This is a genomic window from Blastococcus sp. TBT05-19, from assembly GCF_003319095.1.
Taxonomy (GTDB): Bacteria; Actinomycetota; Actinomycetes; order Mycobacteriales; family Geodermatophilaceae; genus Blastococcus.
The window spans coordinates 195177-208554 of sequence record NZ_QOHI01000002.1 but is presented as its reverse complement, the minus strand read 5'-3'; the positions used below and the strand labels follow the sequence as shown (position 1 = coordinate 208554).

Below are 13378 nucleotides of genomic sequence, written 5' to 3'. Positions count from 1 at the left end.
GGGCCCATCGTCTCCCGCGCCGGTGTGCGCCTGCCCGCCCGGGTGGGATGCTGCCGGGTGTGACCGACCGCACGGTGCAGCCCCCGGGAAGTCCCGCCGCGCTGGCCGCCGCGCTGGAGGGCACCGGCTACCTCCCCGACGAGGGGCTGGCGACCGCCGCCTACCTGGCCCTGGCCATGCACCGGCCGCTGTTCCTGGAGGGGGAGGCGGGCGTCGGCAAGACGGCGCTGGCGCACGCCCTGGCCGAGATCACCGGGCGACCGCTGCACCGGCTGCAGTGCTACGAGGGGCTGGAGGCGTCCCAGGCGCTCTACGACTGGGACTTCGGCCGGCAGCTGCTGCACCTGCGCGCCGCGGAGGCCGCGCACGCGGACGCCGACACCGAGAGCCTGGAGGCATCGCTCTACGACCGCCGGTTCCTGCTGGCCCGGCCGCTGCTGCGGGCGCTGGAGGACTCGCCCAGCGTGCTGCTGGTCGACGAGGTCGACCGCGCCGACGACGAGTTCGAGGCGTTCCTGCTGGAGATCCTGTCGGACTTCACGATCTCCATCCCGGAGCTCGGCACGATCCGTGCGCAGACCCCGCCGCTGGTCGTCCTCACCTCCAACCGCACCCGCGAGGTGCACGACGCGCTCAAGCGCCGCTGCCTCTACCACTGGCTGGCGCACCCGGACTTCGACCGCGAGGTCGCGATCCTGCGCCGCCGGCTGCCCGACGTGACCGACGGGCTGGCCCGCCAGGTCGCCCGGGCGACGGCGACCCTGCGCACGCTCGACCTGCTCAAGCCGCCGGGGATCGCCGAGGCCATGGACTGGGCCACCGCGCTGCACACCCTCGGCGCCCGGGAGCTCGACCCGGACGTCGCGGCCCGGACGCTGGGTGCCGTCCTGAAGTACCGGGAGGACACCGAGCGGGTGCAGGCCCTGGGCACGGAGGCGCTCGTCGGTGCCTGAACGCAATGCGCCCGGACGCGATGCCGTCGACACGGTGCTGGCCTTCGCGCGGACGCTGCGGCACGCCGGCGTGCCGGCCTCACCGGACCGGGTCGAGGCGATGCTGACCGCGCTCGCGCACCTCCGGGTGCTGGAGCCCTCCGACGTCTACTGGGCGGGACGGCTCACCCTCTGCGGCGGGCCCGACGACCTCGACCGCTACGACGTCGCCTTCGCCGCGTTCTTCTCCGGCGAGCGGCCGCGGGTGCCGCGCGCGACGGCGACGGTGCCGCCGCGGCTCGCCGCGTCCGCACCCCTGGACGCCGGCGCGGGCGAGGGGGACGACGACGTCGACGTCCCCGACCTCGCCGCCCGGGCCAGCGCCGACGAGGTGCTGCGCCACCGGGACGTCGCGGGCCTCACCCCGGCCGAGCGGGAGCACCTGCGGCGGCTGTTCGCGCTGCTGGTGCCGGCCGCGCCGATGCGCCCGGCGCGACGACGGCGGCCGGCCGCGCGGGGCGCGGTCCACCCGGGCCGGACGGTGCGCCGGGCGCTGCGCGACGGCGGCGAGATCACCCGGCTCGTGCACCGCCGGGCCCGCCCGCGACCGCGGCGGGTGGTGCTGCTGGTCGACGTCTCCGGCTCGATGACGCCCTACGCCGACGCGCTGCTGCGGTTCGCCCACGCGGCGGTGCGGTCCCGGCCGACGTCGACGGAGGTGTTCACGGTCGGCACCCGGCTGACCCGGCTGACCCGCGAGCTGCGCCGGCGGGACGCCGACCGGGCGCTGGAGGCCGGCGGCCGGGCGATCCCGGACTGGTCCGGCGGGACCCGACTGGGCGAGGTGCTCAAGGCGTTCCTGGACCGCTGGGGGCAGCGCGGCACGGCCCGGGGTGCGGTGGTGGTGGTCTGCAGCGACGGCTGGGAGCGCGGGGACGCCGCCCTGCTCGGGGAGCAGATGGCCCGGCTGCGGCGGCTGGCGCACGCTGTGGTCTGGGTCAACCCGCACAAGGGCCGGGAGGGGTACGAACCGCTCACCGGCGGGATGCAGGCGGCCCTGCCGTCGGTGGACCACTTCGTGGCCGGTCACAGCATGGCCGCGTTCGAGCGGCTGTCGGAGGTGCTCACCCGTGCGTGACGTTCTTGACGAGCTCGTGGGCTGGTGGCAGGCGGGGGAGACCGTCGGCGTCGGAACGGTGGTGGCCACCTGGCGCTCGGCGCCGCGGCCGGCGGGGGCCTCGATGCTGGTCGGCCCCGACGGCAGTGCGGTGGGCAGCGTCTCCGGCGGCTGCGTGGAGGGCGCGGTCTACGAGGAGGCGCGCGACGCCGTCGAGACCGGCGAGCCGACCCTGCGCCGCTACGGCGTGAGCGACGACGACGCCTTCGCCGTGGGGCTGACCTGCGGCGGGATCCTCGACGTCTTCGTCGAGCGCATCTCCCGCGAGTCGTTCCCGGAGCTGGGCGAGGTGGCGGAGTCGGTGGGCCGGCACGAGCCGGTCGCCGTCGTCACCGTCGTCGCCGGGCCCGACGACCGGCTCGGCCGGCGGCTGGTGCTCTGGCCGGACCGCGCTGCCGGCACGCTCGGTTCCCAGCGGCTCGACGACGCCGTCGCCGCCGACGCCCGGGGCATGCTCGCCGCCGGCCGCACCGCGCTGCTGCACGTCGGGCACGACGGCGAGCGGCGGGCCGACGACCTGACCCTGTTCGTGAACTCCTTCGCGCCCGCGGCCCGCATGGTCGTGTTCGGCGCCATCGACTTCGCCGCGGCCGTCGCGCGGGTGGGCGCCTTCCTCGGCTACCGGGTGACCGTGTGCGACGCCCGGCCGGTGTTCGCGACGCCCAAGCGCTTCCCCGAGGCCCACGAGGTGGTGGTGGAGTGGCCGCACCGCTACCTGCAGGCCGAGGTCGCGGGCGGGCGGATCGACGAGCGCACGGTGCTGTGCGTGCTCACCCACGACCCGAAGTTCGACGTCCCGCTGCTGGAGGTCGCGCTGCGCACGCCGGTGGCCTACGTCGGCGCGATGGGCTCCCGGCGGACGCACGACGAGCGCCTGGCGCGGCTGCGCGAGGCGGGGCTGACCGCCGACGAGATCGGCCGGCTGTCCTCGCCGATCGGGCTGGACCTCGGCGCCCGGACGCCGGAGGAGACGGCGGTGTCGATCGCGGCGGAGATCATCGCCGGGCGCTGGGGCGGCTCCGGGGAGCGGCTGGCCGGAACCGCGGGCCCCATCCACCGGACGGCGGAGCGCTGAGGCACACCTACGCGGTGGAGGTCGTCGGGCTGCTGGCCTCGCCGGGGCACCGCTACGACGGCCGGCCGGGGGTCGACGTCCCCGAGCAGGCCGCTGACCGGCGGGACCGGCTGGAGGTGCGCGGGGGGCACGGCGTCGTCGGCGACCGCTACGCCGGGCGGCCCGCGCACCGCGACGCGCAGCTCACCGTGCTGGCGGCGGAGTCCCTCGAGACGCTGGCCGCCGAGCTCGGCACCGGCCCGCTGGACCCGCTGCTCACCCGGCGCACGGTGGTGCTGCGGGGCGCGGAGGTGGAGGCGCTGCGCGGGCAGGAGTTCGCGCTCGACTGCGGGGAGGGCGTGGTGCTGCTCCGCGGCGGCCGGCCGGCGAACCCGTGCGCCTGGATGGACGTCGTGCTGGCGCCCGGCGCGCACCGCGGGCTCCGCGGTCGCGCCGGCATCCGCTGCGCCGCGCTGTCGGACGGGGTGCTGCGCCTGGGCCCCGCGGTGCTGACCACCGACGTCCCGCTCGATCCCGCCGCCGCGGGTGCGGTGCGACCCCTGGTGCCGCACCGTCGGTGAGCCGGGTGAGCCGGGTGGGCCGACACGCCGACCCGCTGTGGGCGGGAGCCCCCCGGAGGGGGAGGATCGCCTGACCGGACCGCCACGTCCCGGTGGCCGGCACCACGACGGACGGAGTTCCATGCGCATGCGACGACTCGCCCTCGCCGGGGCGGCGGCCCTCCTGCTGGCCGGCTGCGGCGGCTCCGACGAGTCGGCGTCCGACTCGAGCGCGGCTGCGTCCTCGTCCAGCGAGAGCGGCAGCGAGCTCAGCCGGATGGAGGCCGCCGAGGTCGTCGACGCCTCCTTCACCGCGCTCGAGGAGTCCGGCGCGGCGCGCGTCGTGGGCTCGATCGAGGAGAACGGCTCGCTGCAGGAGCTCGACCTGCAGCTCCAGGGCGACGACGTCTCGGGCAGCATCACCATGGACGGCGTCGCCGTGCAGCTGATCTCCGTCGGCGGGCAGGCCTACGTGCAGGCGCCGGCCGACTTCTGGTCCTCCTTCGGCATGCCGGCCGAGTTCGCCGGCCAGCTCGAGGGCCAGTGGGTGCTCATGCCGCCCGAGGCGGCCGAGTCCTTCGCCAGCCTGACGCTCTCCGGTCTGGTGGCAGAGCTGCGCTCCGCCGGCGGCGACTCGGTGAAGGGCGAGGTCACCACCGACGAGCTCGAGGGCGAGGAGGTCGTCGTCGTCACGCAGGAGGACGGCAGCACGTTCACCGCCCGCGACGACGACGCCGAGCCGTTCCCGTTGCTGATCGAGGACAAGGGCGACGCCCCGGCCACGGTCGAGTTCAGCGGCTTCGGCGAGCCCACCGAGATCACCGCCCCGCCGAACCCGTTCGACCTGAACACCCTCGGGGGCTGACCGTGGGCGCGCGCACCCGCCGGCTCGCCGCCGTCCCGGCAGCGGCCCTGCTCCTGAGCGCCTGCGGCAGCAGCCCGCTGGAGGGCAAGACCGGCAGCGAGGTGGCCGCCGCCGCGGCCGATGCCCTGGAGGAGGCCGGCGCCGTGCACATGGCCGGCGACATCGTGGAGGGCGGCGAGGAGTCCTCGGTCGACCTGCACCTGCAGGGCGAGGACGCCGAGGGGACGCTCACCTTCGGCGGGGTCGAGCTGCAGCTGCTCACCGTCGGCGGCACGTCCTACCTGCAGACCGACCCGGAGTTCTGGGCCTCGTTCGGCGTGCCCGAGGAGATGGCCGCGTCCCTCGAGGGCCAGTGGGTGATCGTCCCGGAGGACGTCGCCGGCGACTTCGCCGACTTCTCCCTCGCCGGGATCGTCGAGCAGCTCCGGAACCCGGAGAGCGAGGTGGAGGACGACGTCACCTCCGAGGAGGTCGACGGCGAGGACGTCGTCGTCGTCCGGCAGGAGGACGGCAGCGAGCTGACCGTGCGGGACGACGACCCGGCCTACCCGCTGGCGCTCACCGACGACGGGGACTCCACCAGCGACATCCGGTTCACCCGGTTCGGCGAGGAGGAGGACATCTCCGCGCCCGAGGACCCGATCGAGCTCGCGGACGCGCTGGGCGGCGCCTGACCGTGGGCGTCGGTCCCGCGCTGCCCGGTCCGGTCATCGGGCTCCGGCGCGAGCGGGAGGTGCTCACCGTCGCGCTCGGGACCAACCGGCACGTCGTCCTCGAGGGTCCGCCCGGCACGGGGAAGTCGACGCTGCTGCGCGCCGTCGCCGCCGAGACCGGGCACGACGTCGTGTTCGTCGAGGGCAACGCCGAGCTGACCCCCGCCCGGCTGGTGGGCTCCTACGACCCGGCCGCGGTGATGGCGGAGGGGTACGTCGCCGGCAGCTTCGTCGACGGCCCGCTGCTGACCGCCATGCGCGGCTCGGGGCTGCTGTACCTCGAGGAGCTCAACCGGATCCCGGAGGAGACGCTCAACGTCCTCATCACGGTGCTGACCGAGGGCGAGATCGCCGTCCCCCGGCTGGGCACGGTGCGGGCCACGGCGGGTTTCCGGCTGATCGCGGCGATGAACCCGTTCGACGCGATCGGCACCGCGCGGGTGGGCCAGGCGATCGCCGACCGCATGTGCCGGGTGGTGCTCGGCTACCAGGACGAGGCGGGGGAGCGGGAGATCGTCGCGGCGGTCACCGGTGGCGCCGCCCGGCCGGTCGCGCTCGCCGTCGCGCTGGTGCGGGCCACCCGGGAGCACCGCGACCTGCGCACCGGGTCCTCGGTGCGGGGCGCGATCGACCTGGTCCTGCTGCTCGACGGCCTGCTGCGGCTGCGCGGCGTGGCAGGGCTGGCGGACGGCGGCGCGCGCGAGGCGACGCGGGACGCGCTGCACGCGGCGCTGTCCGGGCGGGTCCGCGTCACCGAGGGCGTGGAGCGGACCCCGGAGAGCGTGCTGGACGAGATCCTCGACGGCATCTGGCCGGCCGACGCCGAGCCGCCCGCCACCGACGGCTCGGCGGGCGGGGCGCCGACGCCGGCCGGGGACGGCCCGGGAAAAGCGGGGGGCCCGCCGCCTGAGGCGGCGGGCCCGGAGAGCAGGAGCGGGCCGCCGGAGCGGCCGGGACGGCGGGGGCCGAGGCAGACCGCGCGGCGCGAGCTGCAGCTGCGGCACGCCTCCTTCGACGACGTCAGCCCGGAGGTCGGGGAGCTCGACGAGGAGGCGTTCGCGGCGCTGATGGGGGCCGACCCGGACGCGGCCGCGGCGCTGCTGGCCGACCTGGCGCTGGCCACCGACCGTGAGCTCCGGTCGGCCGCGCGCCGGCTGGCCGCCCGGGTGTTCGTGCAGGTGGGCCGGGTGGGGGCCGCCCGCGCCCGGGGCACCCGGCGGCTGGCGGTGGCCCGCGGCGGGGACGGCGACCTGGACCTGGAGCGGACGCTGGACCGCTGGAGCGGGCCGTGGCCGCCGGCGCCGGAGGACACCGTGGCGCGGCGGTGGACCGGGTCCCGCCGGGCGGTCTGCCTGGTCGTGGACCGGTCGGGGTCGATGGGCGGGCTCGGGGTCGCGATCGCCGCGGTCGCCGCGGCGGGCGTCGTCCTGGCCGCCGGGGAGCGGCTGGAGACCAGCGTGCTGGCCTTCTCCGACCGGGTGGAGGTGCTCCAGCAGCACGGCCGGCACCGGGCACCGGAGGACCTGGTGCTGGCGCTGGTGGGGCTGCGCGGCCACGGCCGGACCGACGTGGCCGCGGCGCTGCGGGCGGCCGCGGCGCAGCTGCGCACGGCGGCGCACGCCGACGAGCGGCTCGTGGTGCTCCTGTCGGACTGCCTGTCGACGGCGGGGGAGCCGGCGGAGTCCGCGCTCGCGGGCATCGACCGGCTGGACGTGCTGTGCCCGCTGCCCGGGAGCGAGGAGGACGGGGCTCTCGCGGCCGCCCGGTCGCTGGCCGCCCGCGGTGGCGGCGCGGTGGCCGCCGTGCGTTCGCTCCGAGACCTGGGCCCGGCTCTGACGAGGCTGCTCGCCTGACGGGGCCGGCGCAGTCGGTCTCTGCCCACGGTGGTGGGCAGAGACCGACTGTCCTGGGGTCAGCTGCAGGCGCGGGCCGTCTACCGGTCGGCGTCGGTGTAGATGATCATCCCGCGGATGTTCTTGCCGTCGCGCATGTCCTGGTAGCCCTGGTTGACGTCCTCGAGCTTGTACTTCGTCGTCACCAGCTCGTCGAGCTTGAGCTGGCCCTCCTGGTAGAGCGAGAGCAGCTCCGGGATGGCGTTGCGCGGCGCGAGCCCGCCGAAGATGGCGCCCTGCAGGTCCTTCTGCAGCAGGGTGAGCTCGAAGAGGCTGAGCTTCACGTCCACGTTGGCGTAGTTGCCCATGCCGGTGACGACGGCGCGGCCGCCCTTGCCGGTCACGCTCAGCGCCGCCGCGATGTCCTCGCCCTGGATGTCGCCGACGGTGATGATCGTCTTCTCCGCCATCCGGCCCCAGGTGAGCTCGTTGATGGCGGGGGCGGCCTCCTCCATGTTCGCGAAGGTGTGCGTGGCGCCCAGGTCCATGGCCCACTCGCGCTTGGCGGCGACCGGGTCGATGACCATGACCCGCTTGGCGCCGGCCGCGGCCGCGCCCTGGACGGCGTTCATGCCCACGCCGCCGGCGCCCATGACGACGACGTTCTCGCCGGGGCGCACGTCGGCGACCTTGGTGGCCGAGCCCCAGCCCGTGGTGACGCCGCAGCCGACGAGCGCGGCGATCTCCAGCGGGATGTCGGGCTCGATCTTCACCACGGACGCCTGGTGCACGGTGATGTAGGGCGAGAAGGTCCCGAGCAGGCACATCGGGATGACGTCCTTGCCCTTGGCCTGGATGCGGTAGCTGCCGTCGGAGATCGAGGTGCCGGCGAGCAGGTTGGCGCCGAGGTCGCAGAGGTTCTGCTGCCCGCGCGAACAGGGCGGGCACTGGCCGCAGGCGGGGATGAACGCCGTGACGACGTGGTCGCCCTCCTGGAGCCCGGTGACGCCCGGCCCGACCTTGGTGACGATGCCGGCGCCCTCGTGCCCGCCGATGACCGGGTAGGAGACGACCGGGGTGCCGCCGGTGACCAGGTGCTCGTCGCTGTGGCACAGCCCCGAGGCGGCGAGCTGGACCTGCACCTCACCCGCGCGCGGATCCCCCAGCTCGATCTCCTCGATCGACCACTCCTTGCCCACGCCCCACAGAATCGCGCCCTTGGTCTTCAAACCGAGTTCCTCTCCCTAGGCCCGCCTCGTCGCGGGTGCGGGCCACCCGGATGTGCCCCGGCTCACAGCCTGCTGAGGCGGGGTCGGCCCGTCAAGATCTCGGCCGCGTCGGCGGCCCGCGACCGCGGTGCCGCAGACTGGACCGGTGTCCGGCGTCCCCGTGGTCGTGGTCGGCGCCGGACCGGTCGGCCTGACCGCGGCGCTGCTGCTGGCCCGCCGCGGCCTGGACGTCGTCGTCCTGGAGCGGCACCGGGAGCCCTATCCGCTGCCGCGCGCGGTGCACCTGGACGACGAGGTGTTCCGGGTGCTGCAGGACGCCGGCGTCGCCGACGAGCTGGCTCCGATGACCCGGCCGATGGCGGGGCTGCGGCTGCTGGACGGCGGGCACCGGGTGCTGGCCGAGTTCCGCCGCGCGCCCGGGGCCGGCACGAACGGCTGGCCGCAGGGCTCCTTCGTGCACCAGCCCGACCTGGAGGCGGTTCTGACCGCGGCCGTGGCGGCCCAGCCGCGGATCGAGGTCCGCCGGGGCGTCGAGGTCACCGGGCTGGCCGGCGGCGGGACCGCGGTGGTCGCCCGCGACCGGACGACGGGGGAGGACCGGTCCGTCCGGGCGGCCGCCGTGCTCGGGTGCGACGGCGCCGCCAGCACCGTGCGCGACCTGGTCGGCGCCCGCATGCGCGACCTCGGCCGGCCCGACCGCTGGCTGGTCCTCGACCTCCGCGCCGACCGCGACCTCGGCCTGTGGCCCGGCGTGCACCAGGTCTGCGACCCGCGCCGCGCGTCGACGTTCATGCCGGTCACCGGCGACCGGTACCGCTGGGAGTTCCGGCTGCTGCCGGGGGAGACGGCGGCGGAGCTGACGGCCCCGGCCCGCCTGCGGGAGCTGCTGGGGGATCTGGGTGGCGTGGAGCTGCTGCGGGCGGTCGAGTACACCTACCGCGCGCAGGTGGCCGACCGCTGGCGGTCGGGGCGGGTCCTGCTGGCCGGCGACGCCGCGCACCTCAGCCCGCCGTTCGTCGGCCAGGGCCTCGGTCTGGGGCTGCGTGACGTGCACCAGCTGGCCTGGAAGCTCGCCGCCGTCCTGGCCGGGACGGCGCCCGACGAGCTGCTGGACACCCACCGGGCCGAGCGCGAGCCGCACGCCCGGGCGCTGATCCGCGTCGCGCTGCTGCTCGGGGCGCTGATGACCGGGGGAGGGCGCGGCGCCGCCGTCGCCCGCCGGGTCGTGCTGGCTGCGGTCCGCCGGATCCCCGCCGTCGCCCGGCTGGCCACCGACAGCCGCACCCCGCCGCTGCGCCGAGGACCGCTGGTGGAGCGCCGCGGCCGCGCGGGCCGCCGGCTCGCGGGCTCGCTCGTGCCGCAGCCGGAGGTGCTGGTCGACGGCCGGTCCTGCCGGCTGGACGACGTCCTGGGCGACGGCGAGGCGCGCCTGGCCGCGGATCTCCGCGTGCACCGGGCGGACGGGACGACGGTGCAGGTGGTGGACCCCGGCGGCACGCTGCGCCGCTGGTTCGGGCCGGCCACGGAGGTCACCGTCCGCCCCGACCGGATCGTCCGCGCCGCGCGTTAGCCCGATCGGTCACGGTCGGGGTCCGAAGATGGTCCCCGCAGCTGCCGCACCACCATCCTCGTCCGGTGAACGACTGGCTGGCGCGGGCGTCGCGAGCGCAGCTCGCCATGATCATGGGGCTGTGCTGCGGCATCGGCGGGGCGGTGGGCCTCGCCGTGATCGCGGGTGAGGGCTGGGCCGGCGCCCTCCCCGGCGCCATCGGTGCGGGTCTGGGCGGTGCGCTGATCGGCGGGACGCTGCTGCACGCGCAGCTCCGCCGCCGGGCCGAGGCGCTCGGACCGCTCCCGGCGGCGGACCGCCGGGCCGCGGAGCGGGCATCGGTCCGGGGCCCGGTGCCCGAGGACCCCGGGACCCGCGCGGCCGCCCGTGCGCTGGCGCGGACGGCCCTGGCCGAGCAGCGCCGCCGCCGGGTGCTCGGGCTCGTCAGCGCGCTGTTCATCCTCGCGTCGCAGGTCTTCCTCGCCGTCCAGGCCTCGCCGTGGTGGTGGGTCGGCGTCGCGGCGACCACGGGGCTGGTGGTGTACGGGTCGTTCCTCCTCCCGAGGAGGCTGGAACGCCGGGTCGAGCTGCTCGGACCGCCATCGGGCGGGCCGGACGGGGGTCAGGCCGGCTGAGCTGGGTACCGGCCGGCCATGAACATCGACAAGGACCAGATCCTGCAGCTCCTGCGCTCCCAGGGCGACGACGCCAAGGCCCAGCGGGCCGAGCAGGAGCTCCCCGGCCAGGTGGACACCGACCGCGACGCCGGGCTGCTGTCCACGCTCGGGATCGACCCGATGGACCTGGTGAAGGCGCTCGGCGGTGGAGGCGGCATCGGCGGGGCCCTCGGAGGGCTGCTCGGCAAGGGCTGAGGCGCCGTCGGCCTCCTAGTCCGTCGGTCGGCCGATGCCGATCGCGTAGAGCGTCCCGAGCACCGCGCCCGGCGGCCCGGCGACGTAGAGCCACCACGGGTGGATCCCGCCGACGGTGAGCTCGAGGATCCCCCAGATCACCAGGTTCACCAGGCTGATGCAGAGCCAGATGATCGTCAGCACCTTCATCGCGGTGCCGGCGTCGTCGTCGGTGAACGCCCGCCGTGGGCCGGGCGGCGGCGGGAGCGCCGGTAGGTCGGCGGTGACCCGCGCGAGGTCACCGCGGGTGCGCGCGGCCCAGACGTCGCGCACCCGCTCGTCGAACTCGTGCAGGTCCAGCTGGCCGGCGTCGTGCGCCCGCTGCAGCCCGGAGGCGACGGCGGAGCGCTCGGCGTCGGAGACCCGGAGGTCCTGCTGCCGCACCGGCTCGTCCACGCCGGCGATCCTGCCATCCGGAACGGGCTAGGACTCCTCGCTCGCGCGCGCGACGGTGGTGTCGCCGAGACGCTGCTCGAAGCCGGGCGGGATGACCAGGTCGTCGCGGCTGAGCTCGCCCACCGAGGGGCGGCCGAGGCCGACCATCGCCGAGCCCAGGCCGTCGCGCATCAGGTCCAGGACGTTCTCCACGCCGGCCTGGCCGTTGGCCGCGAGGCCCCACAGGTAGGCGCGGCCGATCATCACGGCCCTGGCGCCCAGGGCGAGGGCCTTGGCGACGTCGCCACCCCGGCGGATGCCGCCGTCCAGCAGCACCTCCACCTGGTCGCCGACGGCCTCGGCGACCGCGGGCAGCGCCCGGATCGAGGCCGGGGTGCCGTCGAGGTTGTTGCCGCCGTGGTTGGACACCGAGATCGCGGTGACACCGGCGTCGACGGCGCGCCGGGCGTCGTCGACCCGCATGACGCCCTTGAGCATGAACGGCGCCTCCGGCCACAGGCTGCGCAGCCAGGCGACGTCCTCCCAGGTCGGCATGGGGGAGTTCATCCACTGGCCGTAGGCGCCGAAGAAGGTGGGCGCGGGCGCGCCGGGGGTGGCGACCATGTTCGGGACCGTGAGGTCGGGCAGCGAGCGGGTCTTCGCGAACTCCCACAGCCAGCGCGGCTTGAGCGCGACCTGCGGGGCGTAGCGGCGCACCGCCTCGAAGTCGATCTTCTCCGGGATGAACGGGCTGCCCCAGTCGCGGCCGTGGGAGAACGACCAGTCCAGGGTGGCGATCAGGCCCGCGGCGCCGGCGTTGCGGGCCCGCTCCACCTTCGCCGCCATCTGGTCGCGGTCCCCGACCCAGTACAGCTGGAAGAAGGTCTTCGGATTGGCTGCGATGACCTCCTCCATCGGCTTGCTGGCCATGGAGGACAGGCCCATCGCCGTCCCGCGGCTGGCGGCGGCCCGGGCGACGGCGACCTCGCCGTCGGGGTGCACGGCCTGCACGCCCGTCGGGCTGATCAGCACGGGCAGCGAGATCTCCTGGCCCATGACGGTGACGGCCATGTTCCGCTCGTTGGCCAGGCCCGCACTGTGCGGCGCGAACCCGAGCTCGCCGAAGGCGGTGGTGTTGTCCTCCACGGTCAGGCCGCGCTCGGAGCCGGCGAGCAGGGCGCCGTAGACGCCCTTCGGGAGGCGCCTCTTCGCCCGGCGCTGCGCCTCGGCCACCGTCTCGAACCACGCGTCCGCCATGCCGGTCTCCCGTCGTCGACCACCGAGCGGTGGCACTGAGTGCCACAGTAGCGGCCGCGGGGAGACGCACGCCACAGCCGGGAGGGGTCAGCCCCGCAGCGTCGGGAAGCCGGCGGCCAGCTCGTCGAAGGCGCGGTGCAGCTGCCGGGCGAGGTCGGTGCGGTCGTCGGCCAGCCAGGCGGCGAACGCGGTGGTCGCCGCGGCGCGGGTGCTCGCCGCCACCAGGCGAGGCAGCAGCCCGGCCGGGTCCTCGCCGGTGCTGCGCGCGACGTGCTCGGCCACCACGCGGTCGATCTCCGCGTACCGCAGCTGGGAGTGCGCCTGCAGCGCGGGCTCGGTGAGGATCAGCCGCATGCGCTGGCGCAGCACCGGCAGGTCGTCGTCCCCGTAGTCGTTCACCTCGGCGTAGGCCGCGCAGATCGTGGCGAGCACCGGCCGGTCGGGTCCGGCGGCCCGCAGCAGACCGTCGAGGCGGTCGACGTGCGCGGCGAAATCGCCCCAGACGGCGTCGGCCTTGGTCGGGTAGTAGCGGAAGAAGGTCCGCCGGCTGATCCCCGCCGCGTCGGCGACCTCGTCGGCGGTCACGGCGTCGAAGCCGCGGCTGGCGAACAGCGCCAGTGCAGCCCGCTCGACCCGGGCGCGGGCGGCCCCGGCGGGAGCGGCGGTCGAGGTCACGGGGCCATCCTGCCGGTCCGCCGCCGCTGCGGGATGCTTCCCGGGTACGGCAGCGGCTGCTTGCTCCTGGCACTGGGTGCCACTAGCGTTCGGCCGGACGCCCCCTCGCTCACCCAGGAGTGCAGATGCCCGAGCAGACCGTCGTCGTGGACCCCGCCGCCGCCGAGGCGCCCGCCACCGAGGAGGCCCTGGTGGAGGAGTCGTTGGTCGAGGAGGTCTCGATCGACGGCATGTGCGGCGTCTACTGAG

The 13378-nt window shown here is 76.0% G+C and carries 15 protein-coding genes; 11 read left to right on the top strand and 4 right to left on the bottom strand.

Features of this window, described 5'->3' with window-relative positions; genetic code table 11:
- Nucleotides 1-47: 47 nt before the first annotated feature.
- The 7 genes from DQ244_RS07635 (at nt 48) to DQ244_RS07610 (ending at nt 7154) form a co-directional block, all read left to right on the top strand.
- Nucleotides 48-953, top strand: a complete 906-nt coding sequence (locus DQ244_RS07635) for a MoxR family ATPase (RefSeq protein WP_113810883.1) — start codon at nt 48-50, stop codon at nt 951-953.
- A complete protein-coding gene (locus DQ244_RS07630; RefSeq protein WP_113810882.1) occupies nt 946-2070 on the top strand; it encodes a VWA domain-containing protein in 1125 nt (374 codons plus the stop codon). The genes DQ244_RS07635 and DQ244_RS07630 overlap by 8 nt, the downstream gene beginning before the upstream one ends.
- Nucleotides 2063-3184 (top strand): XdhC/CoxI family protein, encoded by a 1122-nt coding sequence (locus DQ244_RS07625; RefSeq protein ID WP_113810881.1) that lies wholly within the window; start codon nt 2063-2065, stop codon nt 3182-3184. The genes DQ244_RS07630 and DQ244_RS07625 overlap by 8 nt, the downstream gene beginning before the upstream one ends.
- Nucleotides 3185-3198: 14 nt before the next feature.
- Nucleotides 3199-3744 carry an MOSC domain-containing protein gene (locus DQ244_RS07620; RefSeq protein WP_233491244.1) on the top strand — a complete coding sequence of 182 codons (546 nt, stop codon included), beginning with the start codon at nt 3199-3201 and terminating at the stop codon, nt 3742-3744.
- Between the two features lie 127 nt (nt 3745-3871).
- Complete coding sequence (locus DQ244_RS07615; RefSeq protein ID WP_147251488.1) at nt 3872-4588, top strand: hypothetical protein; 717 nt, start codon at nt 3872-3874, stop codon at nt 4586-4588.
- 2 nt (nt 4589-4590) lie between these two features.
- Complete coding sequence (locus DQ244_RS19600; protein WP_199580278.1) at nt 4591-5262, top strand: hypothetical protein; 672 nt, start codon at nt 4591-4593, stop codon at nt 5260-5262.
- Between the two features lie 2 nt (nt 5263-5264).
- Nucleotides 5265-7154 (top strand): MoxR family ATPase, encoded by a 1890-nt coding sequence (locus DQ244_RS07610; RefSeq protein WP_199580277.1) that lies wholly within the window; start codon nt 5265-5267, stop codon nt 7152-7154.
- Nucleotides 7155-7234: 80 nt separating this feature from the next.
- Here DQ244_RS07610 and DQ244_RS07605 read toward each other — a convergent pair whose 3' ends face one another.
- Nucleotides 7235-8362 (bottom strand): NDMA-dependent alcohol dehydrogenase, encoded by a 1128-nt coding sequence (locus DQ244_RS07605; RefSeq protein WP_113810878.1) that lies wholly within the window; start codon nt 8360-8362, stop codon nt 7235-7237.
- A 145-nt stretch (nt 8363-8507) separates the two neighbouring features.
- On the opposite strand from DQ244_RS07605, the gene DQ244_RS07600 reads away from it, so the two are divergent.
- From DQ244_RS07600 to DQ244_RS07590, 3 genes are all read left to right on the top strand, one after another.
- Nucleotides 8508-9932 (top strand): bifunctional 3-(3-hydroxy-phenyl)propionate/3-hydroxycinnamic acid hydroxylase, encoded by a 1425-nt coding sequence (locus DQ244_RS07600; protein WP_113810877.1) that lies wholly within the window; start codon nt 8508-8510, stop codon nt 9930-9932.
- 65 nt (nt 9933-9997) lie between these two features.
- Nucleotides 9998-10546, top strand: a complete 549-nt coding sequence (locus tag DQ244_RS07595) for a hypothetical protein (protein WP_113810876.1) — start codon at nt 9998-10000, stop codon at nt 10544-10546.
- An 18-nt stretch (nt 10547-10564) separates the two neighbouring features.
- The gene (locus DQ244_RS07590) at nt 10565-10783 is read left to right on the top strand and encodes a hypothetical protein (RefSeq protein WP_113810875.1); all 219 of its coding nucleotides are present in this window, start codon (nt 10565-10567) and stop codon (nt 10781-10783) included.
- A gap of 15 nt (nt 10784-10798) precedes the next feature.
- On the opposite strand, the gene DQ244_RS07585 is transcribed toward DQ244_RS07590, so the two are convergent.
- From DQ244_RS07585 to mftR, 3 genes are all read right to left on the bottom strand, one after another.
- Entirely contained in the window at nt 10799-11218 is a 420-nt protein-coding gene (locus DQ244_RS07585) for a DUF1707 domain-containing protein (protein ID WP_158544493.1), read from the bottom strand.
- Between the two features lie 27 nt (nt 11219-11245).
- Nucleotides 11246-12454, bottom strand: coding sequence for a pre-mycofactocin synthase MftD (gene mftD, locus DQ244_RS07580; protein WP_113810873.1), 1209 nt, complete (start codon nt 12452-12454; stop codon nt 11246-11248).
- Between the two features lie 87 nt (nt 12455-12541).
- A complete protein-coding gene (gene mftR, locus DQ244_RS07575; protein ID WP_113810872.1) occupies nt 12542-13129 on the bottom strand; it encodes a mycofactocin system transcriptional regulator in 588 nt (195 codons plus the stop codon).
- Nucleotides 13130-13254: 125 nt separating this feature from the next.
- Here mftR and mftA point away from each other — a divergent pair, with 125 nt between their 5' ends.
- A complete protein-coding gene (gene mftA, locus DQ244_RS07570; protein WP_199580276.1) occupies nt 13255-13377 on the top strand; it encodes a mycofactocin precursor MftA in 123 nt (40 codons plus the stop codon).
- Nucleotide 13378 lies beyond the last annotated feature (1 nt).

Excerpts from the sequence above, each read along its gene's own strand:
- DQ244_RS07590 (WP_113810875.1), top strand. The coding sequence starts at position 10,565 with ATGAACATCGACAAGGACCAGATCCTGCAGCTCCTGCGCTCCCAGGGC.
- DQ244_RS07635 (WP_113810883.1), top strand. The coding sequence starts at position 48 with ATGCTGCCGGGTGTGACCGACCGCACGGTGCAGCCCCCGGGAAGTCCC.
- DQ244_RS07615 (WP_147251488.1), top strand. The coding sequence starts at position 3,872 with ATGCGACGACTCGCCCTCGCCGGGGCGGCGGCCCTCCTGCTGGCCGGC.
- mftA (WP_199580276.1), top strand. The coding sequence starts at position 13,255 with ATGCCCGAGCAGACCGTCGTCGTGGACCCCGCCGCCGCCGAGGCGCCC.
- mftD (WP_113810873.1), bottom strand. The coding sequence starts at position 12,454 with ATGGCGGACGCGTGGTTCGAGACGGTGGCCGAGGCGCAGCGCCGGGCG.